This is a genomic window from Pseudomonas jilinensis, assembly GCF_003586265.1.
In the GTDB taxonomy this organism is placed as follows: domain Bacteria; phylum Pseudomonadota; class Gammaproteobacteria; order Pseudomonadales; family Pseudomonadaceae; genus Halopseudomonas; species Halopseudomonas phragmitis.
The window spans coordinates 39,560-65,709 of record NZ_QJSA01000008.1; the positions used below are offsets into that span (position 1 = coordinate 39,560).

Annotated in this window: 19 protein-coding genes and 2 tRNA genes; 7 read left to right on the forward strand and 14 right to left on the reverse strand. The window is 58.8% G+C overall.

The window, feature by feature from the left end; all coding sequences use genetic code 11:
- Window positions 1-27: 27 nt before the first annotated feature.
- The 3 genes from C2846_RS10015 to uvrB all read right to left on the reverse strand — a co-directional run bounded on the left by C2846_RS10015 (window position 28) and on the right by uvrB (window position 4,500).
- Complete coding sequence (locus tag C2846_RS10015; protein WP_165443801.1) at window positions 28-2,136, reverse strand: sensor domain-containing protein; 2,109 nt, start codon at window positions 2,134-2,136, stop codon at window positions 28-30.
- Between the two features lie 183 nt (window positions 2,137-2,319).
- Window positions 2,320-2,396: transfer RNA gene (locus tag C2846_RS10020), tRNA-Val, on the reverse strand.
- 91 nt (window positions 2,397-2,487) lie between these two features.
- Entirely contained in the window at window positions 2,488-4,500 is a 2,013-nt protein-coding gene (uvrB, locus tag C2846_RS10025) for an excinuclease ABC subunit UvrB (protein WP_119701374.1), read from the reverse strand.
- A 192-nt stretch (window positions 4,501-4,692) separates the two neighbouring features.
- Between uvrB and C2846_RS10030 the strand changes: the two genes are divergently transcribed.
- Window positions 4,693-5,898, forward strand: coding sequence for an amino acid aminotransferase (locus C2846_RS10030; protein WP_119701375.1), 1,206 nt, complete (start codon window positions 4,693-4,695; stop codon window positions 5,896-5,898).
- A 78-nt stretch (window positions 5,899-5,976) separates the two neighbouring features.
- Window positions 5,977-6,052: transfer RNA gene (locus C2846_RS10035), tRNA-Asn, on the forward strand.
- Between the two features lie 45 nt (window positions 6,053-6,097).
- Here the strand turns inward: C2846_RS10035 and C2846_RS10040 are convergent.
- Window positions 6,098-6,697 (reverse strand): FMN-dependent NADH-azoreductase, encoded by a 600-nt coding sequence (locus tag C2846_RS10040; RefSeq protein WP_080050774.1) that lies wholly within the window; start codon window positions 6,695-6,697, stop codon window positions 6,098-6,100.
- 109 nt (window positions 6,698-6,806) lie between these two features.
- Window positions 6,807-7,121, reverse strand: coding sequence for a hypothetical protein (locus C2846_RS10045; RefSeq protein WP_080050775.1), 315 nt, complete (start codon window positions 7,119-7,121; stop codon window positions 6,807-6,809).
- 64 nt (window positions 7,122-7,185) lie between these two features.
- Between C2846_RS10045 and C2846_RS10050 the strand changes: the two genes are divergently transcribed.
- The 3 genes from C2846_RS10050 to C2846_RS10060 are packed head-to-tail and all read left to right on the forward strand — an operon-like array spanning window position 7,186 to window position 9,522.
- Window positions 7,186-8,076: a LysR family transcriptional regulator gene (locus tag C2846_RS10050; RefSeq protein WP_095624306.1), complete on the forward strand. Its 891-nt coding sequence runs from the start codon at window positions 7,186-7,188 to the stop codon at window positions 8,074-8,076.
- A gap of 54 nt (window positions 8,077-8,130) precedes the next feature.
- Window positions 8,131-8,946 (forward strand): alpha/beta fold hydrolase, encoded by an 816-nt coding sequence (locus C2846_RS10055; protein WP_080050777.1) that lies wholly within the window; start codon window positions 8,131-8,133, stop codon window positions 8,944-8,946.
- A gap of 12 nt (window positions 8,947-8,958) precedes the next feature.
- Window positions 8,959-9,522, forward strand: coding sequence for a peptidylprolyl isomerase (locus C2846_RS10060; protein ID WP_080050778.1), 564 nt, complete (start codon window positions 8,959-8,961; stop codon window positions 9,520-9,522).
- Window positions 9,523-9,814: 292 nt separating this feature from the next.
- On the opposite strand, the gene C2846_RS10065 is transcribed toward C2846_RS10060, so the two are convergent.
- The 8 genes from C2846_RS10065 to C2846_RS10100 all read right to left on the reverse strand — a co-directional run bounded on the left by C2846_RS10065 (window position 9,815) and on the right by C2846_RS10100 (window position 23,239).
- Entirely contained in the window at window positions 9,815-10,933 is a 1,119-nt protein-coding gene (locus C2846_RS10065) for a GNAT family N-acetyltransferase (protein WP_119701376.1), read from the reverse strand.
- A 94-nt stretch (window positions 10,934-11,027) separates the two neighbouring features.
- Complete coding sequence (locus tag C2846_RS10070) at window positions 11,028-11,759, reverse strand: DUF2057 family protein (RefSeq protein ID WP_119701377.1); 732 nt, start codon at window positions 11,757-11,759, stop codon at window positions 11,028-11,030.
- A 198-nt stretch (window positions 11,760-11,957) separates the two neighbouring features.
- Window positions 11,958-13,010, reverse strand: a complete 1,053-nt coding sequence (locus C2846_RS10075) for a porin (protein ID WP_095624310.1) — start codon at window positions 13,008-13,010, stop codon at window positions 11,958-11,960.
- A gap of 494 nt (window positions 13,011-13,504) precedes the next feature.
- Window positions 13,505-14,626 (reverse strand): beta-ketoacyl-ACP synthase III, encoded by a 1,122-nt coding sequence (locus tag C2846_RS10080; protein WP_080050782.1) that lies wholly within the window; start codon window positions 14,624-14,626, stop codon window positions 13,505-13,507.
- A gap of 29 nt (window positions 14,627-14,655) precedes the next feature.
- A complete protein-coding gene (locus C2846_RS10085) occupies window positions 14,656-15,567 on the reverse strand; it encodes an alpha/beta fold hydrolase (RefSeq protein ID WP_165443802.1) in 912 nt (303 codons plus the stop codon).
- A 53-nt stretch (window positions 15,568-15,620) separates the two neighbouring features.
- Window positions 15,621-19,523, reverse strand: coding sequence for an ATP-dependent RNA helicase HrpA (gene hrpA, locus C2846_RS10090; protein WP_119701378.1), 3,903 nt, complete (start codon window positions 19,521-19,523; stop codon window positions 15,621-15,623).
- Between the two features lie 78 nt (window positions 19,524-19,601).
- Window positions 19,602-21,290, reverse strand: a complete 1,689-nt coding sequence (gene fadD1, locus C2846_RS10095; RefSeq protein WP_119701379.1) for a long-chain-fatty-acid--CoA ligase FadD1 — start codon at window positions 21,288-21,290, stop codon at window positions 19,602-19,604.
- Window positions 21,291-21,553: 263 nt separating this feature from the next.
- Window positions 21,554-23,239 carry a long-chain-fatty-acid--CoA ligase gene (locus C2846_RS10100; RefSeq protein ID WP_080050786.1) on the reverse strand — a complete coding sequence of 562 codons (1,686 nt, stop codon included), beginning with the start codon at window positions 23,237-23,239 and terminating at the stop codon, window positions 21,554-21,556.
- A gap of 206 nt (window positions 23,240-23,445) precedes the next feature.
- Between C2846_RS10100 and C2846_RS10105 the strand changes: the two genes are divergently transcribed.
- Both C2846_RS10105 and C2846_RS10110 read left to right on the forward strand, forming a co-directional pair.
- Complete coding sequence (locus C2846_RS10105; protein WP_080050787.1) at window positions 23,446-24,405, forward strand: alpha/beta hydrolase; 960 nt, start codon at window positions 23,446-23,448, stop codon at window positions 24,403-24,405.
- A complete protein-coding gene (locus tag C2846_RS10110) occupies window positions 24,392-24,862 on the forward strand; it encodes a MaoC/PaaZ C-terminal domain-containing protein (RefSeq protein ID WP_119701380.1) in 471 nt (156 codons plus the stop codon). Before C2846_RS10105 ends, C2846_RS10110 begins: the two co-directional genes overlap by 14 nt.
- Window positions 24,863-24,966: 104 nt before the next feature.
- Here C2846_RS10110 and C2846_RS10115 read toward each other — a convergent pair whose 3' ends face one another.
- The gene (locus C2846_RS10115) at window positions 24,967-26,145 is read right to left on the reverse strand and encodes a vWA domain-containing protein (RefSeq protein ID WP_080050789.1); all 1,179 of its coding nucleotides are present in this window, start codon (window positions 26,143-26,145) and stop codon (window positions 24,967-24,969) included.
- Between the last annotated feature and the right edge of the window lie 5 nt (window positions 26,146-26,150).

Below are 26,150 nucleotides of genomic sequence, written 5' to 3' on the forward strand. Positions count from 1 at the left end.
CCCCTCCCCGCCCAAAGAGCAACCGACTCAGGGCAAAGCTAACCGTTCGGACGCAGCCAGAGGCCCCAGAAAGGCACAAAACGCTTCCGGCGCAACTGCCGGACTGAAGTAGTAGCCCTGGTAGACATGGCAATCCTCCTGCTGAAGGAAAGCGAACTGCTCCGCAGTTTCCACCCCCTCAGCGATCAGATCGAGCTTGAGACTGCGCGCCATGGAAATGATAGCGCGAACGATCTCCGCATCACTGCCTTCCCCCGCGCAGTCCCTGATGAAAGACTGGTCGATTTTCAGCAGGTCGACCGGCAAACGCTTGAGATAACTGAGAGATGAGTATCCGGTGCCGAAGTCATCAATGGCAAAACGCACCCCCATGACTCTGAGCTCGTGCATCTTGTCGACGGTGTCGTCGACATTGTCGATGACGATCCCTTCGGTGATCTCCAGCTTCAGGCATTGCGGCGGGATGCTTTGCCCGTGCACGGCTGCAGCAACCTGAGCAACGAAATCCCGCTGACGGAACTGCCTGGGGCTGATGTTGATACTGATGCTGAAGGTATCCGCACTGACGCAGCCTCTATCCAGCAGATGCGCTACAAAGCGTACCGCCTCCTGCAGGACCCACTGCCCTGTCTGCAGGATCATGCCGCTTTCCTCCAGAACGTGCATAAACACGCCCGGTCCAACCAGCCCCTTCTGCGGATGCTGCCAGCGCAGCAGAGCTTCGGCACCGATAATCTGCCGAGCGCGAGTGTCCAGCTGCGGCTGGTAAAACAGACGAAACTCCTGCTCCTCCAGCGCCCGGCGCAGCTCACTCTCCAGCAGCAGGCGCTGGCTGACCGCCACCTGCATCTGCGGCTCGAAGAACGCGATACTGTTACGCCCACTAGCCTTGACCCCATAAAGCGCAGTATCCGCGTGTTTGAGCAGCTCTTCGGCAGTGTCACCATGCTCACCCGCCAGCGCCACCCCAACACTACAGCCCAACTGCAGACTGTGCCCTTCGATGCAAACCGGACTGGCTACCGCATCGAGCAATTGCATAGCAGTGCGCCGCACCTGCTCGGCGACCTGCTCGGCATTACCACTCAGCCCCGCCAGAAGGACGACGAACTCGTCACCACCCAGTCGAGCGACCGTATCAGCCTTGCGCACGTGAGCCCGCAAACGACGACCGACCTCATGGAGAACGGCATCACCGCACGTATGACCCAACGAGTCATTGATGCGTTTGAAGTGGTCAAGATCGAAGAACAACAGCGCACACGTCAGGTTATGCCGCTCGCCCAGGGCCAGATGCTGCCGCATGCGATCGCTGAGAAGCAGGCGATTGGGTAACCCGGTAAGCGCATCATGATAGGCCTGATGCTTGATGCGCGCCTCGATACGCTTGCGCTCGGAGACGTCTTTGAGGGTGCTGAGAGTACAGCGCTCCTCGCCGACCATGACGAAATTACTGGACACCTCGCAATGTAACACTCGGCCGTCACGCGCAAAAAAATCGATGGGTTCATTACGCAACCGACCTTCCCGCATAAGCTTAGCGATTACCGCTTCGCGCTTCTCGGGAAAGCGCCAAAACCCCAGTTCCGGAGCCGTCTTGCCGACAACTTCCGTCGGCTCGTAACCGAATACCTCAGTAAAGCTACGATTGACATCGGCGATTTTGGCGGTGCGCTTCTCGAACAGCATGCAAGGATCTGGAGCACCACGAAAGAGAGCGGCGAACTTGTTTTCGCTACGCTTGAGCGCCTTTTCCGAGGCGACCCGGTCGCTGATATCGTGGACCATGAGCAGACGGCAGGCCTCACCATTGATTTCCACAGGCTCGGCATAAATCAAACACGACCTGAGGGAATCATCACTGCATCGGAGTTCCAATTCGGACTGATCAAGACGCCCCTGGCAGCTCATGGCACCACACAGCATTTCCCACTGATTGAGAGTTACCCAGAGAGAAAGCTCCGCAGAGGGATGCCCGACGACTTGTTGATCGCTCCAGCCGAACAGTCGCCGGAAGGCTTCATTGATCGCCAGCACCTTGTAGTTTTCTGCGTGCACCAGCATGCAGGCAATGGGTAACCGTTGGAAGAGGCCAATCAATCCCTGACCGCCTAGATCGAAATAGCTCATGGGCATGGGCGCCTCCACAGTCATGCAGGTCGAACTGCAATGCTGCGCGTTTTTCTTATATTTGAGGATGTCCTTGAACAAAGCTAGCGCTTTGCTAGCAAAGTTACAAGCGTGCTGGCGGGACAATAAAGATAAGGGCGAACCCTTTCGGATTCCCCCTTATCTATCCCAAAGTCTTTGGGATCAATTTGGTAGGCACGATTGGATTCGAACCAACGACCCCCACCATGTCAAGGTGGTGCTCTAACCAACTGAGCTACGTGCCTGCGATGGAGGCGAACTTTACGCAGCACCTCCGACCCTGTCAAGCACTAAGTTACTGAAAAGGTGAAAAAAGCTGCAAACTCATGGGACTGGTTAGACATTGACCAACTGCCCTCTCAACTTCTGTATCTGATCACGCAATTGCGCCGCCGACTCGAACTCAAGATCACGGGCATGCTGATACATCTGCTCTTCCAGCTGACGAATGCGCTTGCTGATTTCCGAGGGCGAACGCAGCGCCGCATCGTAACCTGCCGCCTCTTCCGCCACTTTTTGCTGCCTGCGCTTGCCTGACCGGCTACCCGGCACCACCGCGCCCTCGAGAATATCGGCAACACTTTTGACCACGCCCTTGGGGGTAATGCCATGCTCAAGGTTGAAGCTGATCTGTTTGGCCCGGCGGCGCTCGGTTTCACCAATGGCCCGCTCCATTGAGCCAGTAATCCGGTCGGCATAAAGGATCGCCTTGCCGTGGAGGTTACGCGCGGCACGACCAATGGTCTGGATCAGCGAACGCTCGGAGCGCAGGAAACCTTCTTTGTCGGCATCCAGAATCGCCACCAGCGAGACCTCTGGCATATCCAGGCCCTCGCGCAGCAGGTTGATGCCAACCAGCACGTCAAAGCTACCCATGCGCAAATCACGAATGATCTCGACCCGCTCGACCGTGTCGATATCCGAGTGCAGGTAGCGCACCCGTACATCATGATCGCCAAGATAGTCGGTCAGATCCTCGGCCATGCGCTTGGTCAAAGTGGTAACCAGCACCCGCTCGCTGCGCTCCACCCGCAGCCGGATTTCCGATAGCAAGTCATCGACCTGGGTGGTAGCCGGGCGTACTTCGATTTCCGGGTCGACCAGACCGGTCGGTCGCACCACCTGCTCGACCACCCGGCCTGCATGCGATTCTTCATAGGGGCCCGGTGTAGCGGAAACAAAGATGGTCTGTGGCGAAATGGCCTCCCACTCGTCAAAACGCATCGGCCGGTTGTCCAGCGCCGAGGGCAGACGGAAGCCGTATTCGACCAGAGTCTCCTTACGTGAACGGTCGCCCTTGTACATGGCCCCGACCTGCGGCACCGAGACGTGCGATTCATCGATCACCAGCAAGGCGTTGGCCGGCAGATAGTCGAACAGGGTCGGTGGCGGCAGGCCCGGCTCGCGCCCGGACAGATAGCGCGAGTAGTTCTCGATGCCATTGCAGTAACCCAGCTCAAGAATCATTTCCAGGTCGAAACGTGTGCGCTGCTCCAGACGCTGCGCTTCGACCAGTTTATTCTGGTTGCGCAGCACTTCCAGGCGCTCACCCAGCTCTACCTTAATCTGTTCCACGGCCTCAAGCAAAGTCTCACGCGGTGTCACGTAATGCGTTTTAGGATAAATAGTTACGCGCGGAACCTTGCGTAAAACCTCACCCGTGAGAGGGTCGAAAAAGCTGATGTTATCGACCGTGTCATCGAACAGTTCGATACGTATGGCTTCAAGGTCGGATTCGGCCGGAAAGATGTCGATCACATCGCCCCGGACCCGATAATTGGCCCGCGCCAGCTCCATGTCGTTGCGGGTGTACTGCAACTCGGCCAAGCGCCGCAGCAGCGTCCGCTGATCCAGCACGTCGCCCCGGTCGACATGCAGCACCATGCGCAGGTAAGACTCGGGATCACCCAGACCATAAATAGCCGAGACGGTGGCAACGATGATCGCATCCGGCCGCTCCAGCAGCGCCTTGGTCGCCGACAGGCGCATCTGCTCGATATGATCGTTGATCGAGGCGTCCTTCTCGATATAAGTATCCGACGATGGCACGTAGGCCTCGGGCTGGTAATAGTCGTAGTAGGACACGAAGTACTCTACCGCGTTGTTCGGGAAGAACTCCTTGAACTCACCATAGAGCTGGGCCGCCAGCGTCTTGTTCGGTGCCATGATGATCGCCGGTCGCTGCATGCGCTGAATCACGTTGGCCACGGTAAAAGTTTTGCCCGAGCCGGTCACGCCGAGTAAAGTCTGGTGCGACAAGCCAGCCTCCAGGCCTTCGACCAATTGCGCGATGGCCACCGGCTGGTCACCGGCCGGTTTGAAACGGGTCTGCAACTTGAACTCATTCATGGCGCTCACTCATCAGGGCTGCGGCAACAACCGACTATCTTAGCACCCGACGATGTGACGATCAGACTGGTTTGGGCATCGGATGTTTCAGCATGCTGGTCTCGCACTTAACAGGCTCTGCGTCTATAATGAGCGGCCGCGTACGGCATGACCCGACACCATTCACCCATCTGTCTCGAGTTAGCCCCTATCATGAGTGTTTTCTCCCCTGTTGAAATGGCTCCCCGCGATCCCATCCTTGGCCTGAACGAGGCGTACAACGCCGACACCAGAGCCAACAAGGTCAACCTGGGGGTTGGTGTCTATTACGACGAAAACGGCAAGGTTCCACTGCTGCGCGCCGTCGAAGCCGCCGAGCAGGCCCGGGTCGCCGAGCACGCCCCGCGCGCCTACCTGCCGATTGAAGGCCTGGCTGCTTATGATCAGGCTGTGCAGAAACTGCTGTTCGGTCAGGACTCGCCGCTGCTGACCGCCAATCGGCTGATCACTGCTCAGTCTCTGGGCGGTACCGGAGCCCTGAAACTTGGCGCCGACTTCCTTTATCGCCAGACCGGCAAGCGTCTGGTCGCGATCAGCAATCCGAGCTGGGAAAACCACCGCGCACTGTTCGAAGCTGCCGGCTACGAAGTGGTCGAGTACCCCTATTACGATCCAGCCACCAACGGCCTGGATCTGGACGGCATGCTCAAGAGCATTGAAGCCCTGCCCGAAGGTAGTGTGGTTCTGCTGCACGCCTGCTGCCACAACCCGACCGGCGTTGACCTGTCACTGGCTGACTGGGCCAAGGTCATCGACGTAGTTCAGCGCCGCAACCACGTCCCCTTCCTCGACATCGCCTACCAGGGCTTTGGCGAGAACCTGCAGGACGATGCGATGGCCGTGCGCCTGTTCGCCGAATCAGGCCTGGCGTTCCTGGTAGCCAGCTCGTTCTCCAAATCGTTCTCGCTTTACGGCGAGCGGGTTGGGGCTTTGACTCTGGTTACCGCCAACAGTGAGGAAACAGCACCGGTACTGTCGCAGCTCAAGCGGGTGATTCGTACCAACTACTCCAACCCGCCAACCCACGGCGCCCAGGTAGTGGCCAAAGTGCTAACCAATCCCGAGCTGTATAGTCTGTGGGAGCAGGAACTGGCTGAAATGCGTGTGCGCATCAAGGCCATGCGCCAGGCTCTGGTGGAAAAGCTCCAGGCCGCCGGGGTTACCCAGGACATGAGTTTCATCCAGCGCCAACGTGGCATGTTCTCCTACTCAGGCTTGACCAAAATCCAGGTTGAACGCCTGGCCAGTGAGTTTGGCATCTATGCAGTTGGCAGCGGGCGGATCTGCGTTGCCGCACTCAACCAGAGTAATATCGAACACGTGGCCAACGCTGTGGCCACCGTGCTGCAGGAAGCATGAGAAGCTGCGCACTGACTGACAAAAATCACTCAAGGCCTTGACCTTCCTGATTTTTTTGGTAAAGTGCGCAGCGTCCGATCCGCGATAGCTCAGTCGGTAGAGCAAATGACTGTTAATCATTGGGTCCCTGGTTCGAGTCCAGGTCGCGGAGCCAAACAAAAAAGGCCGGTGCATTGCACCGGCCTTTTTCTTTGCCTGATCAGGCTACTTGAGCGATCGACTCTTCCGCCTCGGCCCGCCCCTTGGCCGCCTCACCCTCGCCCATCGCCTGACCTTCGACGTGGACGAACTCGACGTCATCAATGCCGATAAAGCCCAGCGCGGTTTTCAGATAGGGAGCCTGATGATCAAGCGGGCTGCCCTGATAGCGGCCACCACGGGCGGTTACTACGTAGACCTTGCGATCACCGGCCAGACCTACCGGGCCATTTTCGGTGTACTTGAAGGTCCGCCCAGCCTGCAGCACATGATCCAGCCAGGCTTTCAGGGTAGAGGTGATGCCGAAGTTATACATCGCCGAACCGATCACCACGATATCGCTGGTCAACAACTCATCAACCAGCCCAGCAGCGCGGGCCGCGGCAGCACGCTCAGCTTCGTTTTGCTGCTCTGCCGGCTTCATCCAGCCGCCCAGCAGAGTTTCATCCAGGTGTGGCAAGGGCTCTGCCCCAAGGTCACGTACGACCACCTTGGCATCAGCATGGCTGGCGCGCAGGCGCTCAACGAGACGTTCGGTGTATTCACGCGACAGGGAGCCGTCACGGCGGGCACTGGTATGCAAAACAAGAATCTGGGTCATGGCTTGGCAACTCCATCTGTGTTGGGTTTCGATGGAGGCCATACTATGAACCAATCAACAGATATAAAAGCGCAAAAATATGCTTAAAAATATCAACCTGATCGATATATCATGCAGCCTTGCAGTCAACCGTCACACGTACCCGGTTGATTTGCCGGAAAAAGGCCTGGGTCAACACCGTCTTTTCGCCAGCCTTGATACGAACACGACTCGCGGACGGTCGTTCGGGGCCATTAACAAAGGTTGCCTCGCACAACGCTGCATGTTGCCCCTGGTTAACCAGGGTTACCGTGGCGATGTTGCTCATATAGCCACTGGTGGCGGCAATCGAAACCCCCTGGCTCTTGAGTTCGACTTCCACCGGGAAAGCCAAGGCCGTCAAGGGCAAGCACAGCATCAGGCAGGTACACAGATAACCACGCATAGGTCACCCCCTCTCTCACGGATGGGTCTGGCGTTTCTTCCACAATAAGTCAGTGGAGCAGGCAATGAAAGCACCTCGCGTTACTCTCGATCAATGGCGAACCCTTCAGGCCGTAGTAGACCATGGTGGCTTTGCCCAAGCCGCCGAAGCGCTGCACCGCTCTCAGTCCTCGGTCAGTTATACCGTAGCCAGGATGCAGGAGCAGCTCGGTGTCCCGCTGCTTGAAATCGAAGGCCGCAAGGCAGTGCTGACCGAAGCCGGCGCGGTATTACTACGCCGTTCCCGCACTTTGGTAAAACAGGCCAGCCAGTTGGAAATGCTGGCCCACAACATGGACCAGGGGTGGGAACCGGAAGTGCGACTGGTGGTCGATGCGGCCTACCCTACCGAACGTCTGGCCCGCGCGCTGCAGGCGTTCATCCCGCTGAGTCAGGGTTGCCGTGTGCAATTGCGTGAAGAAGTACTGTCTGGCGTCGAGGATTGTTTGCAGGACGGCTCGGCGGATCTTGCCGTGTCCGGCCTGGCCATCACCGGCTACATGGCACAACAGCTCAACACGGTCGAGTTCGTTGCTGTAGCCAATCCAGGCCACCCACTGCATCAACTGCAGCGCCAACTGAACCACCATGATCTGGAAAGCCATATGCAGGTGGTCATTCGTGATTCCGGCCGTCGTCAACCCCGCGATAGCGGCTGGCTCGGGGCCGAACAGCGCTGGACCGTTGCCAGCTTAGCCACCGCCGCCCGCCTGGTAGCCAGTGGCCTGGGGTTCGCCTGGCTACCAGGGCACGAGATCCGCGATCACATCGCCAACGGACAACTCAAGCCCCTGCCGCTGGAACAGGGCGGCCAGCGCTCGCATTATCTTTACTTGTATGCAAACAAGGACAAACCCTTGGGACCTGCCAGCCAGATCCTGGCCAATCTGATCATCGAACACTCAATGCATGACTGATGTCATAAAGCATGGCTAGAATGAGCGCTTTAGTCGCGGCGAAAGGACTGCATAATGCCCGAGATGATCATCAATGGTTGTCGCCTGCACTATACCGATCAGGGCCAGGGGCCCGCAGTACTGCTGATACACGGCCTGGGCTCCAGCAGTCGAGATTGGGAATATCAGTTACCAGCCCTGCTGCCACACTTTCGAGTACTGACCCTGGACATGCGTGGCCACGGGCAAAGTGACAAACCACGACGAGGCTACTCGATCAAGGCCTTCGCCGAAGACTGTCTGAGCTTCATTGAGCAACTGGAGCTGAACAAACCACACCTGGTCGGCATTTCGATGGGCGGCATGATTGCCTTTCAACTGGCCACCGACCACCCGGAAGTCCCCGGCAGCCTGACCATCGTCAACAGTGCCCCGGAAGTCATTCCGAGGCGCCCCACCGAGTTCGCAGCGGCCGCCAAGCGCCTGTTTTTCGCCCACGTATTGCCCATTGGCACTGTCGCCCGCGGCCTGGCCCGGCTGTTGTTTCCCAAGGACGAACAGCAAGCCTTGCGTGAGAAGTTCGAGCAGCGCTGGCGGGAAAACGACCGGCGCGCCTACCTTGCCTCACTGCGCGCCATCGTCGGCTGGGGCGTGAGCGAGCACCTGGACCGGATTGCCTGCCCAGTACTGGTAATCAGTGGTGACAAGGATTACACCCCGGTCGAACACAAGCGCAATTATGTCTGTCGGCTCGGCGATGCCCGGCTTGAGGTGATCAGCGACTCGCGGCATGCTACCCCGGTCGATCAACCCGAGTCGTTCAACCAGTTGCTACTGGATTTTCTGCTGCCACAAGCAGGCCATCACAGCATTCATCACAACAAAACCTGACGGAGTTACACAATGTTGAAACACCTGGCCGGGGCCTGTGCCCTCGCATTTTTTGCCACTACTGCCCTGGCGGACAACCCGCGCGTCTTGCTGAATACCAGTCATGGTGATATTGAACTGGAGCTCAATGCCGAGGCAGCACCAGTCACCGTTGAGAATTTTCTGCGCTATGCCGATGCTGGCCATTACGAAGGCCTGATCTTCCACCGGGTCATCCCCGGTTTCATGATCCAGGGCGGCGGCTTTACCCCGGACATGCGTCAACGCGAAGTCGGCACGCCGATCAAGAACGAAGCCGACAATGGCCTGCGCAATGATCGTTACACCATCGCCATGGCCCGCACCCAGGTGGTTGACAGCGCCACCAGTCAGTTCTTCATCAACCTGAGCAACAACGACTTCCTCAACCACGGCAGCCGCGACTTTGGCTACGCAGTGTTCGGCAAAGTCACCAGCGGCGAGCATGTGGTGGAAACCATCGGCAAGGTGCCGACCGGCAACCAGGGCATGCACCAGAACGTTCCGCGCAATCCGGTGACCATTCTTAAGGTAACCCGGGTCGAAAGCGCCGAGTAATAGACCGCGCACCTGGATTGCCGCGAGCCTTCGGCCCTCGCAATGACGGAGGGTGTGGCTGGAGTACCATGCACCGCATCCACCTGCCACTGTCACTGCGAGGGCAGTGGCCATCCGCCGACGCGGCAATCCATACGTGACCAGCCCCCCTCTTGGATTGCCGCGGGCCTTTGGCCCTCGCAATGACGGGAATTGGGTGAGTCTAACGCATTGGGCAAAGACAACACCTCGTCATTGCGAGGGCCAAAGGCCCGTGGCAATCCAGACGCCATCCAGCACGCCAACAACCCAGTCAATCCCGCCGATAGGGCAAAAACTCCCGGGCCTGTTGCTGATAGCGTTGCACGCCCACCTGCTCGCGCCGAAGAAAGTCCGCCACCGCCTCGTGCAACCCCGGTTGCAGGCGATGCCAAGACTGGGTCAGAACCGGCTCAAAACCGCGAATCAGCTTGTGCTCACCCTGAGCGCCAGCATCAAAGCGTGCTAACCCCTCAGCTATGCAGCGCTCCATTCCCTGATAGAAGCAGGTTTCGAAGTGCAGCCGGTCATACTCATCCAGGCAGCCCCAATAGCGCCCGTACAGCGTATCCTCGCCAACCAGGAACAACGCCCCGGCAACCTCGCGGCCCTGATGCAGAGCAAAGACCAGGCGCAGCGCCTGGGGCATGGCAGCCGACAGTTGCGTAAAGAACCGCTGACTCAGATAGGGGCTCTGACCCCGCTTGAGATAGGTCGCCGCATAGAACGGATAGAATAGCTCCCAGGCCTGCTGATCAATCTCCTCAGCAGCCAGCCAGCGAAAGCTGATACCTTGCTCGCTCACCGCCTGGCGCTCCTTGCGAAAGTTCTTGCGCTTACGCGAGTTGCAGACGGCCAGGAAATCATCAAACTCAGCATAACCCTGATTGCGCCAGTGAAATTGACAGCCCAGCCGCTGCAGCCAACCACGGCTACGCAACCAGGCGTCCTCCTCTCCGGAATTGAACAGCAGGTGCAGGCTCGAGACCCGCTGCTGCTCAAGCTCGACTTCCAGGCCATCGAGAATCAGTGCTGCGCTGTCGATATCACTCGCCAGTAGGCGTGGCCCCTGAACCGGTGAAAACGGAATCGCTGCCAGGTACTTGGGATAGTAGCGCCGCCCTGCCCGTTCCCAAGCCTCGGCCCACTGCCAGTCGAACACATACTCGCCGTAGGAATGGCTCTTCTCGTACAGTGGCAGCAATGCTTGTAGCTGTCCCTGCCGCTCTACCACCCGATGTGCCGGCTGCCAGCCTGTGGCGGTAGTTGTCGCCCCACTGCGCTCCAGCGCGGCTAGAAAGGCATGCCGCAGGAATGGATAACCGGCAGGGACCAGCGCATCCCACTGAGCTTGGGGTAATTGATCGATGCTGTGCAGATTGAGAAGGTTCATGCAATGCCAGGCTCAAAGACAACGCTTAGCATGCCGACTGATGCCCACTCAGGCAAGACGGCCGCCCGAATCGACTCGGGCGACCTGACACGGGTTATTGCTCAGCCCACTCCAAAAAGCTCTTGCGGCTTTCCGGGGTCAGCAGCAGCCAGAGTTGCTGTAACGTGGTCAGCGTCGCATCACTGTGCGGCAAGGCCGCTTGAGCGGGCTGTGCGACCGTACTCCGGGGCGCGACCGCGGCAGACACCGGCGTCATCACAGACGCGGCAGACTCAGCCGGAGCGGCATATCCCAGCGGTTCCACACTCTGATTGCGATCACGCGGCGCTGCATCCCCACTTGAGAAGAGTTGACCAATCACGCTGCTCGGGACAGAGCCCTCCTGGGCCTGAATCCGCTGCCCGGTACGCGGATTTTCGGCCCAGGCATCAAAGCGTTTGCTCATTTCCCGGGCCTGATCCAGATTGGCTGGTTTTTGAAAGTCCAAACGCCAGGTTTCACCAGCCTGGCCATTAATGTTGAAGGTTGCTGCGCGAGAACGTACTACTTCATGAGTCATGCCGCCAATATCGAATACCCGGCGATAGTAGGCATCGATCTGATATTCACCTGGCAACAGGTGCACCTGCTGATCATCGCCGCGCACCAGATTATCCAGCGCTGCAACCTTCTGGCCGTTTATGCTCTGAATCTCCAGATCAGCCGGCACTTGCACCACCAGCACCTGACTGGCGGATCGCTCTGGCCCTGAATAGAGCTTTACCGGCCCCTGCTGAGCACAACCGGCAAGCAAGCTGATCAGAACCACACAAAACAGATTACGCATGGACATCCCTCGTTGCGAAAAGGCGCTATGGCCTGGCTGGACAGGTGTGGCCATCACCATGTGACAGCCACAAGACAAGACTAAGGCAGCCTTATGACAGTTTCGTGATAGAAAAAGGCCAGGTTGCACGATGACAACCTGGCCGTTGAAATTCGCCCAGCGATTCAAACCGAGCGAAGGAGCACTATTAGGCTACGCTCAGAAGTCGTAACGCAGACCAGTGCTGAATGCCTTAGCGTTCTCGCCGTTGACACCAGCGCGAGTGGCGGTACGACCTTGACCCCAAGGAGTCAGGCCAACGTTGTCATCGTTGGTAACAACGGCGTAGTTGGCGTAGACGCGCAGAGCGCTGTCCAGACGATGCTCGACGCCGATGGCGTACATGTTGCTCTTGGTGTCGTCCAGATCGGCGTCACGAGTCATCCACATGCCGCGAATGTAGGTCTTGGGAGCAACCTTGAAGTCAGCACCCAGGCCCCAGACATCGGCCGAGTTGCGGTCCTGAGTAACGCTGTCGCCAGCCTTGTAGTTAACGTCCTGATAGAAGCCGACCAGTTTGACCGCGTCAGTTACCTTGTAACCGGCAGCCAGACGCCAGGCGTTACGCTTGCCACGGGCAGCATCTTCGTTGTAACGCTCATAGGCCAGAGCTGCATCCAGCGGGCCTTCGGCATAGGTCAACGAGGTGCTGAAGGCGTTGTCCTTGTCCTTGTTGTTGGTGCCGTCATCGTTGCTAGTACCTTCGTGCACCGAGTAAGCGAAGTTGGCGGCCAGGCCGTTGAACTTCGGAGTCTGGTAATGCACGGTGTTGTCGGTACGCTCGTCGAAGCGGCCATCACCAACACGGGTCAGGTTGCGCATGTCACCGACCTGATCACCGAACAGGTTGGCCGGACCACGGGCGGCCTTGAACGGGGTATCGAAACGACCCAGACGGATCATACCCATATCACCACTCAGGCCGACGAAAGTGTCGCGAGTAGTGAAGGTGTCGTTGGTGCCGCTGTTGCTGATATTGACTTCCTGCTCAATCTGGAAGAACGCAGTCAACGAATCCAGTTCACGGCTGCCTTTAAAACCGATACGCGAGGAGTTGCTGGAGATGTTGGTTTCCGAGTAACGATCAACATCCAGATAATCTACAGACACATGGACCCGGCCATAGATGGAAACATCAGCCATGGCAGCGGCGGGGATGGCCGCAGCCAAGGTGGTCAAGGCGAATCCGGCAAAATGCTTACGCAGTGTCATTGAGTCTTCCCTCAGTTATGTTTTGCGTTGACAGAAAAACAACACGTTGGCGCCAGTCCGACTGGCTGGCCCGGTGTTGGAGGGAATCTTCTCAGGGGGTTATTTCAGCTCAGTTGCATTGGAATGAAGATTTGATGACAACGGAACTTTTTGGAATAAGAGACAAAACAAGGAGTTGGCGGACTCAGGTCCCGCGCGGTTGCTGATAACGCATGGATTGCCGCGTCGCTACGCGACTCGCAATGACGCGGATAGGTGGGACTGGCGCGCATTGCGCAAAGACCACACCTCGTCACTGTATGAGCCGGAGGCCCGTGGTAATCCGAGAGGGGTTACAGGTCACGCATGGATGCCGCATCGGCGGATGGCCGCCCCCGGCTCCTCGCAATGACAGTGGCTGGGCCATGGTGCGTTAGCCGCACCTCGTCATTGCGAGGGCCGAAGGCCCGTGGCAATCCAGGCGGATTGCCGGGCGGGAGCTAGAGGTTAGGTGATTAACGCTTGCGCACAATCACGCTGCCGATCGAGTAACCGGCACCGAACGAGCAGATCACCCCATGACTGCCACTTGGCAGGTCATCCTGATGCTTGTGGAAAGCGATGATCGAGCCAGCCGAGCTGGTGTTGGCGTACTCATCGAGCACCACTGGCGCTTCCTGAGCATCCGGATCGCGGCCCAGCAGCTTGCGAGCAATCAGCATGTTCATGTTGAGGTTGGCCTGGTGCAGCCAGAAGCGCTTAACGTCGGTTACCGGCAGGTTGTGCTCCTGCAAGTGATTGCCGATCAGCTCGGCCACCATCGGGCAGACATCCTTGAACACTTTGCGGCCCTGCTGCACGAACAGTTTGTCCGGCGCGCCGACGCCGCTTTCATCGCAGCGGTTGAGAAAACCGAAGTTGTTGCGGATATTGTTGGAGAACTTGGTCAACAGCTTGGTACCCAGAATATCGAACTGGCGCGAAGATACGGCCTGGTCGGCACGCTCAACAATCACTGCAGTGCAGGCGTCACCAAAGATGAAGTGGCTGTCACGGTCACGGAAGTTCATGTGGCCGGTGCAGATTTCCGGGTTGACCATCAGTACCGCGCGGGCCTGGCCAAGCTGGACGCTGTTGGCCGCAGCCTGGATGCCGAAGGTTGCCGAGGAACAGGCCACATTCATGTCAAACCCGAAGCCTTCAATTCCCAGCGCCTCCTGTACTTCAACGGCAATCGCCGGATAGGCACGTTGCAGGTTGGAGCAGGCAACGATCACGCCGTCGATATCGGCAGCAGTACGGCCAGCATTCTCCAACGCCTGAGTAGCTGCCTTGACCGCCATTTCGCAGAGCACCGACCATTCGTCATTGCTGCGCTCAGGGATACTCGGCACCATGCGATTGATATCCAGAATGCCGTCCTTGTTGACCACAAAGCGGCTCTTGATACCCGAGGCCTTCTCGATGAAGTCGGTACTGGAGGGCGCCAGGGCTTCCAGCTCACCCGCAGCGATGGCATCGGCATTGTCGCGGTTGAATTGCTCAACATAGGCATTGAAGCTTTCAACCAGTTCTTCATTGCTGATGCTGTTGGGGGGTGTATACAAACCCGTTCCGCTGATCACGACTTTCTGCACGGTCGGTCCTCTATCGTTCACTCAATACGTTATAAATATCCCGGTGCACGCTGGCCAAGCCAGTCCAGCACCAGGGGAAAATGTTCCTGGGTCGCCTGCGGATGCGTCAGCAGGTCGTTGTGACCATAATTGCGAGAGCAGCCAAGGCCCTTCTTGAGCAGCACTACTTGCGCATCATGCTCACCCAACTCACGGGCAAAGGCTTTTACGTCATCCACATGCCCCAGGTAATGGTCGTTTTTGCCAGCCAGATACAACCCGGGAGGCCAGGCCAGCGTTTTCACTGCCAAAGCATAGTCGAAACCGTCCTCCAGATCACGCCATTGGCCACCATTCATCCAGGCAAGATTGGCACGCAGCATGGCGCGCGACTCGTCTGCAGAGCCGATACCCAGTGCCCGCGCAGGAATCAGCCCGTTGAAAAGGCCGATCAGCGGCGCTACCCGGCACCAGAGCAGATCGATCATCAGGCGTTTGCGCCAATTGCGCTGGCGAATCACCCGCTTGCTAGCAAAATGCACCTGCCCGGCCAGGTATTGCAGCCACTGAGGCTGACGAGCCAAGGCACTGGCCAGCCAGACCCCGCCCCAGGAGTGGCTGATGGCGAACCAGGGCTGGTTCGGGTGGCGCTGCGCGATCAGTTCGAACAGAGCCGGCAGGTCCTCGGTAATCAATTGATGCTGAGTGACCTGCAAACCACGGCTCAGAGGTGGCTCGCTCTCGCCGCGCCCGCGCAGGTCAGCCACATAAACCTCATAGCCTGCATCGGCCAGCCAGGGCGCCAACCCTTGCCCGCCGCGCGACCAGAAAATCCGTCCATCTTCGACCAGGCCATGGACCATCAATATCGCCGGCCCGCCCCGGCCAGGAAAATGCCGCACATGTAGCCGGACCTGATCATCGACACTGACCTGCAGAGCGTTACCCGGGGTTTCGAACACAATGGCGCTCCTTGATGGCATTAGGGAATCACAGTGTAAACATCAATTCCCTATCAGGCTGTGATCTCCTGCCAAAGTTTCATCAATCGTTTCTCGGAAACCGGCATCCGGGTGCCCAACTGCTGGGCGAACAGTGACACCCGATATTCCTCAACCAGCCAACGCCACTGATCCAGGCGCGGGTCGGCCCGACCTTCCTGACGCAGCCGCTCGCTGCGGTCACGGTACAACTGGCCCAGGCGTTGCAACTCCTCGGTCCAGACCCGGTCGCGCTGCACCTGGCTACCCAGCTTATCCAAGCGCTGATCGATCGCGCCGAGATAGCGCAGATATTGATCCAGCCACTCGGCTGGCACGGCTCGCACAAACCCCTTGAACACAAGCCCAGCCAGTTGCTCACGGATATCATTGAGCGCCAGCGCCCAGCTCAGGTCGATCCGCCCCTTGAGACGCTTCTGCACCGCATGCCAGGCCTTGAGAATGGCTAGCACCTGGCCACCTAGCTTCTCGGCCACCGCCATCCATTCACCACGACCAGCCTCAATACAAGTCTCCAGCGCTTGCGGATCGCGTGGCAGAGGCCCGCTGGCAAGAAACGCGCGGTCAACGGCGGCCAGCAGCAGATCCTCGGTCAACTGTTGCTGCGTGCCAAAATCACGGTAGTAGATGGCTGCCTCTTTGACCGAGCTCAGCTTCTGACGCAGGTAGCGGGCCTGCTCGTTGAGCCGCTCGAGTATCAACCGCTGCACCCCCAGCCTATGGGCCTGCTCGGCCTGGGTCTGGGTATCGTAGAGCTGTTCGGCAACTTTTACGCCTTGTTCACCCTGCCCTCCCTGCTCGCTCCAGGCCGGCCAGAAGGTCACCGCGATACCGGCTTGCTGGCGCGTTACCTGTTCCGGCAATGCTGTCTGGCCAGCGGGCCGCTCGGGCTCGTGCTGAGGCTCGGGCAGTGGCGCACTGCGCTGTGGCAAGCCCGCCAGTTCACTGCACAACAGCCCAAGATCACGTCCCTGGGCAACCACCTTGCCAGCCGCATCCAGCACTTCAATACGCATGCGCAGGTGGGTTTCCAGCTCAGCAGAATCCCAGGCATCGTCAGGAATTCGCGCACCAGTCATGCGCGTCAGCTCACGGCCGAGCACCTGAGTCAAATTGCCCTGAGCAAACGGCATGCGCTCCAGCGCGGCGCGAACGAAATCCGGCACCGGCACAAAGTTCTTGCGCAGCGCCTTGGGCAGCCCCCGTACCAACGCCACACACTTATCGAACAGCAACCCTGGCACCAGCCACTCCAGGCGCTCGGCCGGCAATTGGCGCAGCAACGCCGCCGGCACCCTGAGCGTTACGCCATCAGCCTCGTGATTGGGCTCGAAGTGATAACTTAGCGGCAGTGCGACCTGTTCCCAGCGCCATACATCCGGATACTGCTCGGCGGTTACCTCGCCCGCTTCGCGCTGGAGCAGCTCGTCACGAGTCATATGCAGCAGTTGGGGCTCGCTCTGGCTGGTCTTTTTCAACCACCGTTCAAAACTGGCAAGCTGACAGATATTGGCCGGAATCCGCGCATCGAAATAACGGAACAGGGTCTGGTCATCGACCAGAATATCGCGCTTGCGCGCCTTGGCCTCCAGCTCATCGAGCTGAGCCAGCAACTGGCGGTTAGCCTGATTGAATGCCGCCCGGCCATGCCATTCACCGTCGACCAATGCCCGGCGAATGAAGATCTCGCGCGAGACGACCGGATCGATCGGACCAAAATGCACCTTGCGCCTGGGCACGATGATCAAACCGTAGAGGCTGACCTGCTCATAGGCCACCACCTGACCGCGCTTTTTCTCCCAATGCGGCTCGCTGTGACTGGTCTTGACCAGATGCCCTGCCAGCGGCTCGACCCACTGCGGATCGATCTTGGCCACAAGCCGGCCGTACAGTCGACGGGTTTCAGTCAATTCAGCAACCATGACCCAGGCCGGGCGTTTCCTGGCCAGGGCCGAGGATGGATGCAGCAGGAAGCGCCGCTGGCGGGCGCCCTGATAGTCGCCCTCTTCGGTCTTGTTGCCGATCTGGCTGAGCAGCCCGGCCAGCAGCGCCTGATGCACGGCGTCATAGCTTGCCGGCACAGGGTTGAGGTTGAGTCCCAGGTCACGGCAGGTCAGCAGCAACTGGCGGTGCGTTTCACGCCATTCACGCAACCGCAAGTAATTGAGGAAGTTGCGCCTACACCAACTGCGCAACTGACTCTGGCTGAGCGCCTGACGCTGCTCTTCAAAACCCCGCCAGAGGTTGATGAAGGCAACGAAATCCGAACTGTCGTCCTTCCACTGCGCATGGGCCTGATCGGCGGCCTGTTGGCGTTCAACCGGGCGTTCTCGCGGATCCTGTACCGCCAGCGCGCTGGCGATGATCAGCGCTTCGTCGAGGCTGTTCAGGCGGCTGGCTTCGATCAGCATGCGGCCAATACGCGGGTCGACCGGTAGTCGCGCCAACTGCCGGCCGACTTCGCTGATCTGGCCCGATTTATCGACTGCGCCCAATTCCTGCAGCAGAGTGAAGCCGTCACTGATCGCACGGCCATCTGGCGGCTCAATAAACGGGAAGTCCTCAATTCGCCCCAGACGCAGATGCAGCATCTGCAAAATGACCGCCGCCAGATTGGTGCGCAGGATCTCGGGGTCGGTAAAGGCCGGCCGGGCATTGAAATCGTCTTCGCCATACAGCCGCACGCAAATGCCCGGCGCTACCCGTCCGCAGCGCCCTTTGCGCTGGTTGGCACTGGCCTGTGATATTGCTTCGACCGGCAGCCGCTGAACCTTGGAACGCGGGCTGTAGCGGCTGATGCGCGCCTCGCCGGGGTCGATTACATAAACAATGCCCGGCACCGTGAGCGAAGTTTCCGCCACGTTGGTAGCCAGCACCACCCGGCGCCCGGCGTGTGGGGCAAAGATTTTCTGCTGTTCGCTGACTGACAGCCGCGCATAGAGCGGTAAAATTTCGGTATGCCTGAGGTTGGCCTTGCGCAGAAACTCGGCGGTATCGCGAATCTCGCGCTCGCCGGGCAAAAAGATCAGGGCATCGCCCGGTCCTTTGCCCTGGCTGCGCTCCTGCTGCTCCAGTTCACGCAGCGCGGCGAGGATGCCCTGATCGATCGACAGGTCTTCCTCAACCGGGTTGCCCTCCTCGTCCATCTCGGCAGCCAGCGGCCGGTACCAGACATCCACAGGATAGGTGCGCCCGGACACCTCGATGATCGGCGCGCCATCAAAGTGCTGGGAGAAGCGCTCCAGATCGATGGTCGCCGAGGTAATGATCAGCTTGAGATCGGGCCGCTTGGCCAGGATGGTCTTGAGGTAGCCGAGCAGAAAATCGATGTTCAGGCTACGCTCATGGGCCTCATCGATGATCAGGGTGTCATAGCGCTCCAGAAAACGGTCATGCTGGGTTTCAGCCAGCAGGATGCCGTCGGTCATCAGCTTGACCAGGGTGTTCTCATTGCTCTGATCGGTAAAGCGCACCTGATAACCAACCAGCTCCCCCAGACCGCTGCCCAGCTCTTCGGCCACCCTGCTGGCAACACTGCGCGCGGCCAGCCGGCGCGGCTGGGTATGCCCGATCAACCCGTAGGCACCACGGCCCAGCTCCAGGCAGATCTTCGGCAACTGGGTGGTCTTGCCCGAGCCGGTTTCGCCGGCGATCACCACCACCTGATGGGCAGCAATCGCCTGCTTGATCTCGTCACGCTTGGCGGCAATCGGCAGGTTATCGTCGTAGCGGATCGACGGCACGCTGGCACGGCGCTGTGCTACCCGGGCACAGGAGCGCTGGAAGCGCTCCAGCCATTGGTTCAGCTTGTGCTCATCCGGCTGCTTGCCGAGGTTCTGCAATTGCCGGCGCAGACGATGGCGATCAGCAGCCATGGCCTGATCAAGATTGTTGGCGAGTTGGTGCAGGTTGGTCATGAACGGCCTGTCAGAAATGAAACACCCCGCCCGGTTACCCGGGCGGGGTGCATTGTCGCAAAGAACGCGGCTCAGGTGTTACTTGGCGCCGAGTTTCTTCAGCTCTTCGTCACGCAGTTCACGACGCAGGATCTTGCCGACATTGGTGGTCGGCAAGGCATCGCGGAACTCGACGAACTTGGGCACTTTGTAGCCGGTCAGGTTGTTGCGCATGTGATCCTTGACCTGCTCTTCGCTGAGTTGCGCACCGGGCGCCTTGACCAGGAACACCTTGATCGCTTCACCGGACTTCTCATCCGGCACCCCGATGGCGGCGCACTGCACCACGCCGGGAATCGCGGCCATTACGTCTTCCAGCTCGTTGGGATAGACGTTGAAGCCCGAGACCAGAATCATGTCTTTCTTGCGATCGACAATGCGCAGGAAACCGTCTTCCTGGATGATGGCGATGTCGCCGGTTTTCAGCCAGCCTTCAGCATCGAGAATCTCGGCAGTGGCTTCCGGGCGCTGCCAGTAGCCTTTCATCACCTGCGGGCCCTTGACGCACAGCTCGCCACGCTCACCGATCGGCAGCTCGTTGCCATCGTCGTCGATGATCTTGCACAGCGTTGAGGGTACCGGGATACCAATGGTGCCGATCTGTACCGCATCGATCGGGTTGACCGTGGCTACCGGGCTGGTTTCGGTCATGCCGTAACCTTCGCAGATCTTGCAGCCTGTAACCTGCTCCCAGCGCTCGGCAGTGGCCAATTGCAGGGCCATGCCGCCAGACAGGGTGACCTTAAACTTGCTGAAGTCGAGCTTGCGGAACCCCTCGCTGTTGCACAGGGCAACAAACAGGGTATTGAGACCGACAAAGCCGCTGAACTTGAACTTGGACAGTTCCTTGACGAAGGCCGGAATATCGCGCGGGTTGGTAATCAGCACGTTGTGGTTACCGCTGATCATCATCGCCATGCAATGGAAGGTGAAGGCGTAGATGTGATACAGCGGCAGCGGGCAGATCACGACCTCTTCGCCATCGACCATGTTGGCACCCATCAGCGCCTTGGACTGCAGCATGTTGGCGACCAGATTGCGGTGGGTCAGCATCGCGCCTTTGGCTACGCCGGTGGTGCCGCCGGTGTATTGCAGCACAGCGATGTCATCACCTGCAGGCGAGGCTTCCTGAAAGCTCTGGCCTTTGCCCTTGGCCATGGCGTCATTGAAGCGGACCATGCCGGGAATGTTGTAGGCCGGCACCATTTTCTTCACATGCTTGACCACGGTATTGACCAGCAGGCGCTTGAGCGGCGGCAGCATGTCACCGACTTCGGTAACGATGACCTGCTTGACTCCGGTCTTGGGTACCACTTCTTCGGCCAGATGGGCCATGTTGGCCAGGCAGACCAGTGCCTTGGCGCCGGAGTCGTTGAACTGGTGTTCCATTTCGCGGGCGGTGTACAGCGGGTTGGTGTTGACCACCACATAACCGGCACGCATGGCCCCGAACACGACGATCGGGTATTGGAGAACGTTGGGCATCTGTACCGCAATGCGATCACCCGGCTGCAGGCCAGTATGTTTTTGCAGGTAAGCAGCGAATTGCCCGGACAGGGCGTACATTTCACCGTAGGTGATGGTCTTGCCCAGATTGCTGAAGGCCGGCTTGTCGGCGAACTTTTGGCAGGACTCCTTGAGAACGGCAAGGATATTGGGGTACTGATCCGGATTGATCTCGGTGGGAATGCCCGCCGGATACTTGTCCTTCCAGAAATTTTCAAGCATAGATGCCCGCTCCTGAACAGGTTCGGCTCAAGGCCGATATTGCCTTTATATTAGGTTCTTCTAGAAATTTTGGCTTTTCGCCGCATGTTCGTGAACGAATCTTGCTATTCGGTCGAAAAGTGGCCGAAGACTAGCAGTTTTTCTCAAACCAAACCAGTCTTGCCAGAGTTACAGAGGGTAAGTGCTGGCCTGGAGCGTCGGACGCCGCTCAACCTGCACGGCGCCCTTCCAGGTCATATTCTCAGACGATCATGAACAGACTCTTAGAGATCCCGCAGCTCACGGCGCAGGATCTTGCCCACCGGAGTCATCGGCAGCGACTCACGAATTTCATAATGCTTGGGCACCTTGTAACCGGTGAAATTCTCACGACAGTAGGCCTTGAGCTCATCAATGGTCAACTCACCGGAACTCGGCACCACGAACAGCTTGACCGCCTCCCCGGACTTCTCATCCGGCACTCCGATGGCTGCTGCGTTGGCAACCTTGGGATGGGCAGCGACAACGTCTTCAATCTCGTTCGGATAAACGTTGAAGCCGGAAACGATGATCAGGTCCTTCTTGCGATCCACGATGCTGACGAAGCCATCTTCATCGATGATTGCTACGTCGCCGGTCTTCAGCCAGCCTTCGGCATCCAGCACCTCTGCGGTGGCTTCCGGACGCTGCCAGTAGCCCTTCATCACCTGCGGCCCCTTGACGCACAGCTCTCCACGCTCACCGATCGGCAGTTCGTTGCCGTCATCATCGATCACCTTCAGCCCGGTACCCGGCGCAGGCAGACCAACCGAGCCCAGACGGGCCAGACCATCGCCTGGGCTGGAACAGACCACCGGCGACGTTTCGGTCAGGCCATAACCTTCGCCGATCAGGCAGCCGGTTTTGCTCTGCCAGCGTTCAGCAGTAGCCTTGACCAAGGCGGTACCGCCGGAGCTGGTCGACTTGAGCTTGGAGAAGTCGATGTCGGCAAACTCTGGATGTTCCATCAACGCTACGAACAGGGTGTTCAGACCAACAATGGAAGAGAACTGCCACTTTTTCAGTTCCTTGACGAAACCGGGGATGTCACGCGGATTGGTGATCAGAATATTGTGATGCCCAGCCAGCATCATGCACATGCAGTTCACGGTGAAGGCGAAGATGTGGTACAGCGGCAGCGGTGCTATCACCACCTCGCCGTCGTCGCTCATGATCTTCTTGCCGTCCTTGTCGACCTGCTGCATGTTGGCGTAGACCTGCAGCATGTTGGCCACCAGGTTGCCGTGGGTCAGCATCGCGCCTTTGGCTACGCCGGTGGTGCCGCCGGTGTACTGCAGGACTGCAACGTCGTCCAGAGCTTTGCTGACCGGTTTGGGCGACTGGCCGGCGGACTTCTTCAGGGAGTCCTTGATCGAGACAGCCTGCGGCAACTGGTACTCCGGGACCATTTTCTTGACTTTCTTGACCACGGTATTGACCAGCCAGCCCTTGAAGGTCGGCAGCATATCGCCCATACGCGCTTCAAACAGGTACTTGATCTCGGTATCGGGCAGCACTTCCTGAACCAAGTGGCCGAACAGGTTCATGTAAACCAGCGCCTTGACCCCGGCATCCTTGAACTGGTGGCGCATTTCCCGCGCGGTATACAGCGGGTTGGTGTTAACCACGACCAGACCGGCGCGCATGGCACCGAATACCACTACGGGGAACTGGAGGACGTTGGGCATCTGCACAGCGATCCGGTCGCCGGGCTTGAGGTCGGTATGGTTTTGCAGATAGCTGGCGAAGGCGGCGGAGTAACGTTCCAGGTCGCCGTAGGTGATGGTAACGCCCATGTTGGTGAACGCGGGGCGTTCGGCATATTTGCGACAGGACTGTTCGAAGACGTCGATGATCGAACTGTACTGCCCCAAGTCGATATCATTGGGTACCCCGGCCGGGCGTTTGTCGTTCCAGAACGCTGCTTCCATTATTGTTGTCCTCTTCCCCGTATTGATGCGGTAGTGTGTATTTATAGTGCTTCTCGCTCGCGGGCCTGCCCCCGAGACGAAGCTCGTTATCGGTTGCAACGGGAAAATTACCAGCAACCGAGTGAAATACAAAACCCTGTTCTGTTTCATTTGGTATATGAATACTGCCGCTGCACTCCAACCCAATCGTCTCGAAAGGACACAGCATGCACTACCAGCCCGACTGGCTTGAACGCCCGGACGCAGCCCGGCTGCGAGTTCACCGCTGGCACCCGGACAGCCCACCTCGGGCAACGCTGCTCATCAGCCATGGTATGGCCGAACATGCTCAGCGCTATCAGCGCCTGGCCGCAAGCTGCACTGAGGAGGGCTATCAGGTGGTTGCACTCGATCAGCGAGGGCATGGCGCCAGCGCAGCCTGCGGTCAACTGGGACACTTTGCCGATCAGCACGGCTGGCGAGCGGTGATCGATGATCTTGGGGCGCTGCTCAAGCAGGTTCGCCGCGAGCAACCAACACTGCCAATATGCCTGCTGGGTCACAGCATGGGGTCGTATATCAGCCAGGGCCTGCTACTGCAGCAGCCAGCAGCTGCCGATGCACTGATCCTCAGCGGCAGCAACGCTCACCCACCCTGGCTCAGTCGCCTGGCGCGCTTTGGCGCCAGTATTGAAGGCCAATTACGCGGCTGGCAGCAGCCGGCCCTGACGGTTGAACGCCTGAGTTTTGGTCAGTTCAACCGTCAGTTCCACCCAAACCGAACCCGTGCCGACTGGCTTAGCCGGGATCCGCTTGAAGTCGATCAGTACCTCAACGATCCACTCTGTGGCTTTGCCTGTAGCGCCCGGCTTTGGCACGATCTGTTCGGCGGCCTGCTGGAAATTGCCGACCCGATAGCCTTACAAAGGCTGCCAGCCAGCCTGCCGGTTTTGATCATTGGCGGCGATGCCGACCCGGTCAGCGCTGGAGATGGTCTGAAGAAACTGTGTCGGCGCTTGCAGCACGCCGGGCTTGAACGAGTAGAATTACGCCTTTATCCGGGCGCTCGTCATGAGCTGTTCAACGAGACCAACCGAGCCCAGGCCACCCAGGACCTGCTCGACTGGCTCGTGCAGGCTCTGCCCGCCGCCACCCAGCATCAGGAGAATCAGAATGTCCAAGCTTGAAAACCGCACCTACGACGAACTCACTGTTGGCGACAAGGCCCACGTTAGCCACAGTGTCAGCGAGCGCGACCTGACGCTGTTCGCCGCAGTCTCCGGTGACGTCAACCCGGTGCACCTGGACGAGGCCTTTGCCGCCGCCACCCCGTTCAAAGGCCGCATCGCTCACGGCATGTTCTCTGGCGCCCTGATCTCCGCAGCCATCGCCTGCGAGCTGCCTGGCCCTGGTAGCATCTATATTGGCCAGGAGCTCAGCTTCATGCGCCCTGTACGTCTGGGCGACAGCCTGCGTGTTGAGCTGGAAATTCTGGAAAAACTGCCAAAGAACCGAGTCAAGATCGCCACCCGGGTCTTCAATCAGGACGATAAGCAGGTGGTCGATGGCGTAGCCACAGTGATGGCACCAACAGAGAAGGTCAGCATCGAGAAGCCAGAGCTGCCGACAGTTCAGGTAGGTTAAGCTGGCAGGAGCGCTCTGCGAGCGCGAATGGGCCCTGCAGTCTTCGCTAGCTCACGTCGCGGCCGCAGACCGCTCCCACAAGCTCTGAGCAATTAGCGCTAACGCTATTTGCTCAGATAACGCATCCCCTCTTCCAACCCTTCCAGAGTCAGCGGGTACATGCGGTCTTCGATCAGATCACGAATGATCCGGGTCGAGGTGGTGTAATCCCAGGCATCCTTGGGGTACGGGTTGATCCAGATGAGCTTCTTGTACTTCTCCATGAAGCGCTGAATCCACACATGCCCGGCCTCTTCGTTCCAGTGCTCGACACTGCCACCGGGCTGGGTGATTTCGTAGGGCGCCATGGCGGCATCACCGACGAACACCACCTTGTAGTCCGGACCATATTTGTGCAACAGATCGATGGTCGGGGTGCGTTCGCTGGTACGGCGCAGGTTGTTCTTCCACACCGATTCATAGATGCAGTTATGGAAATAGAAGTACTCCAGGTGCTTGAACTCGGTACGACAGGCCGAGAACAGCTCCTCGCAGACCTTGATATGCGCATCCATCGAACCGCCGATATCGAACAGCAGCAGCAGCTTGACCGCGTTGCGTCGCTCGGGGCGCATCTGGATATTCAGCAGGCCACCGTCACGCGCGGTGTGATCAATGGTACCGTCGATATCGAACTCTTCAGCCGCACCGGTTCGGGCAAACTTGCGCAGCCGGCGCAGGGCCACCTTGATATTGCGCGTGCCGAGTTCGACCTGGTCATCAAGGTTCTTATACTCGCGCTGATCCCAGACCTTGACCGCCTTGCCCTGACGCTTGCCAGCATTGCCGACACGGATGCCTTCGGGGTTGAAGCCACCGGAGCCGAACGGGCTGGTGCCGCCGGTACCGATCCACTTGTTGCCCCCCTCGTGGCGCTCCTTCTGTTCTTCAAGGCGTTTCTTGAACTCCTCGATCAGCTTGTCCAGGCCGCCCAGGCTCTGGATCTGGGCCTTTTCCTCATCGGTCAGCAGGCGCTCGAATTCCTTGCGCAGCCAATCTTCGGGAATCAGCGCCTCAAGCAACTGATCGAGATTTTCCAGCCCCTTGAAGTAGGCACTGAAGGCGCGGTCAAACTTGTCGAAATGGCGCTCATCCTTGACCATTACGGTGCGCGACAGGTAGTAGAACTCTTCCATGTCGGCAAACACCACATGGTGCTTGAGCGCATTGATCAGATCTAGCAGCTCACGGACCGAGACCGGCACCTTGGCTGCACGCATTTCATTGAACAGGCCCAATAACATCGGGC

Excerpts from the sequence above, each read along its gene's own strand:
- C2846_RS10110 (WP_119701380.1), top strand. The coding sequence starts at position 24,392 with ATGTCCAAGCTTGAAAACCGCACCTACGACGAACTCACTGTTGGCGAC.
- uvrB (WP_119701374.1), bottom strand. The coding sequence starts at position 4,500 with ATGAATGAGTTCAAGTTGCAGACCCGTTTCAAACCGGCCGGTGACCAG.
- C2846_RS10065 (WP_119701376.1), bottom strand. The coding sequence starts at position 10,933 with ATGAACCTTCTCAATCTGCACAGCATCGATCAATTACCCCAAGCTCAG.
- C2846_RS10030 (WP_119701375.1), top strand. The coding sequence starts at position 4,693 with ATGAGTGTTTTCTCCCCTGTTGAAATGGCTCCCCGCGATCCCATCCTT.
- C2846_RS10100 (WP_080050786.1), bottom strand. The coding sequence starts at position 23,239 with ATGGAAGCAGCGTTCTGGAACGACAAACGCCCGGCCGGGGTACCCAAT.
- C2846_RS10040 (WP_080050774.1), bottom strand. The coding sequence starts at position 6,697 with ATGACCCAGATTCTTGTTTTGCATACCAGTGCCCGCCGTGACGGCTCC.
- C2846_RS10070 (WP_119701377.1), bottom strand. The coding sequence starts at position 11,759 with ATGCGTAATCTGTTTTGTGTGGTTCTGATCAGCTTGCTTGCCGGTTGT.
- C2846_RS10055 (WP_080050777.1), top strand. The coding sequence starts at position 8,131 with ATGCCCGAGATGATCATCAATGGTTGTCGCCTGCACTATACCGATCAG.
- C2846_RS10045 (WP_080050775.1), bottom strand. The coding sequence starts at position 7,121 with ATGCGTGGTTATCTGTGTACCTGCCTGATGCTGTGCTTGCCCTTGACG.
- C2846_RS10105 (WP_080050787.1), top strand. The coding sequence starts at position 23,446 with ATGCACTACCAGCCCGACTGGCTTGAACGCCCGGACGCAGCCCGGCTG.
- C2846_RS10060 (WP_080050778.1), top strand. The coding sequence starts at position 8,959 with ATGTTGAAACACCTGGCCGGGGCCTGTGCCCTCGCATTTTTTGCCACT.
- C2846_RS10015 (WP_165443801.1), bottom strand. The coding sequence starts at position 2,136 with ATGCCCATGAGCTATTTCGATCTAGGCGGTCAGGGATTGATTGGCCTC.
- C2846_RS10115 (WP_080050789.1), bottom strand. The coding sequence starts at position 26,145 with ATGTTATTGGGCCTGTTCAATGAAATGCGTGCAGCCAAGGTGCCGGTC.
- fadD1 (WP_119701379.1), bottom strand. The coding sequence starts at position 21,290 with ATGCTTGAAAATTTCTGGAAGGACAAGTATCCGGCGGGCATTCCCACC.
- C2846_RS10050 (WP_095624306.1), top strand. The coding sequence starts at position 7,186 with ATGAAAGCACCTCGCGTTACTCTCGATCAATGGCGAACCCTTCAGGCC.
- hrpA (WP_119701378.1), bottom strand. The coding sequence starts at position 19,523 with ATGACCAACCTGCACCAACTCGCCAACAATCTTGATCAGGCCATGGCT.
- C2846_RS10075 (WP_095624310.1), bottom strand. The coding sequence starts at position 13,010 with ATGACACTGCGTAAGCATTTTGCCGGATTCGCCTTGACCACCTTGGCT.